1 protein-coding gene is annotated in these 1,814 nt (G+C 70.7%); it reads right to left on the reverse strand.

Annotated features, from left to right (window positions below; all coding sequences use genetic code 11):
- The coding region (locus C1I97_RS36475) for a glycoside hydrolase family 31 protein (RefSeq protein WP_258382915.1) at positions 1 to 1,814 on the reverse strand (1,814 nt) is incomplete at both ends.

Below are 1,814 nucleotides of genomic sequence, written 5' to 3' on the forward strand. Positions count from 1 at the left end.
GGTGCGTTCGTCAGTTGCGGGGCCGCCAGGACCGCGGGGCCCAGCATCCACTCGTCGGTGATCGTGTACGCCTGTTGGTCGTGCGGGAAGTCGAAGAACAGGGGGCGCATGATCGGGTCGCCGGTTCTCAGGGTGTGCTGGACCTGGTCCCAGATGTAGGGGGCCAGACGGGCGTGGCGGGCGATGGCCTGGCGGTAGAGGGTGATGGTCTGCTGGTCGTAGACCACCTTCCGGCCGGTCGTGACGTCGATGGTGTCCACGGGGGACGTGGAGGCGTACATCAGCGGCATCAGGGACGCGGACTGGGCCCAGCGGACCAGGACCTCCTTCGTGGGGGCGGGCTGGGCGCTGGAGCCGCCGATCATGTCGGTGGTGACGAAGGGGTAGCCGATCGTGGAGATGGCGAGGTTCTGGGTGACGGAGGCGCGCAGGGAGTCCCAGCCGGTGCCCTTGTCCAGCTGGCGGGTGACGAATCCGGCCCGGTGGGCGGTGGTGTCCCAGTGGACGCGGATGCCGACGCCCTGGAGGTCGAACTCGTCGGCGAGCCGGGCGCCGAGGCGCTGGTAGTCGGTGGGGGCGTGGCCCGCGCGCGGGGCGCACCGCTCGTCGAAGAAGCGAGTGTCGAACTTCAGGCCCTCGATGCCGTACGTGGTCATCAGGGTCCTGAGCCGGGCCTTGTACCACGCCGCCGCGTCCGGGTTGGCGAGGTCGACGATGCCGGCGACGCCGTTCCACCACGTGACCCGGCAGGGCCTGCCGGGGTCGGTGGCGTCCGCCAGCAGGTAGCCGTGGTCGGCGGCGTACGCGTACTGGTCGGAGTCCAGGTTGATCCACAGGGTCACCCAGAGGCCGAAGTCGAAGCCCAGGTCGTGGATGCGGCGGGACATCGCCCCGGGGTCGGGGTAGGCCTTCGGGTCGAAGGTCAGGTTCCCGTAGTCGGACTCCCACTTGTCGTCGAGCTGGAGCGTGTGGCCGGTGAGGCCGTGGTCGTGGAGGTCCTGGGCGTAGTCCAGGATTTCGGCCTGGCCGACGCGGGTGTAGAACTGCGCCCAGGAGTTCCACACCGGCTCCGCGTAATGGCGGTACGTCGCGTCGGTCTTCGCCGGTCCGCCCACGATGCCGACGTAGTCGCGGTAGACCTCCAGGGGCGTGGACTCCACGAAGACCGTCGCCCGGTACGGGTCCGCGGACTCGATGTCGAAGCGGCCCAGGCCGTCCTCGCCCCGGTTGATCGCCACGTTCATCACGTGTCCGGTGTCCACGCGCAGGCCGGCCGCCGAGGACGTGTACCAGAAGGGGTCGATCATGTAGTACGAGGCCGGGCCGAAGGCCTCGTGGACGACCTGGCCGGTGTCGAGCGGCCAGGGCTGGTCGGTGGCGGGGCCGCCCTTCGGGGTCTGTGCCTCCCCATGGCCGTACCAGTGGCCGGCGGACTTCAAGTCGTAGGCCAGTCCGAGGCGTTCGGGGGTCGCTCCCCCGACCTGCCAGTCGAGTAGGTAGCGGTCGGCGGACGGGGTGACGCGGGCCCTCACCGTCGCGCCGGTCAGCGTCGTGGCGGCGGTGAGGGCCAGGGTGCCGTTCTTCCAGGTCCAGCCGGTGACGCGGGTGGCGTACTGCCAGGTGCCGGCGGTGTGGAAGCGCAGGGCGCCGCCGGTGTTCGCGTCGGCGGTGGCCAGGACCGTGCCGCCCGAACGGCTCGTCGTCAAGGAGAGTTGACCGGTCGTCACCCGAAGTGTGTAGCCGGGAGTGGTGCTGCCCGGCGGAACGGTCAGGGTGAGCGCGTCCGCGGAGGAGGTGAGCCGGGGGGCCCGGGG

Origin of the sequence: Streptomyces sp. NTH33 (assembly GCF_003236365.1) — a bacterium.
In the GTDB taxonomy this organism is placed as follows: Bacteria; Actinomycetota; Actinomycetes; order Streptomycetales; family Streptomycetaceae; genus Streptomyces.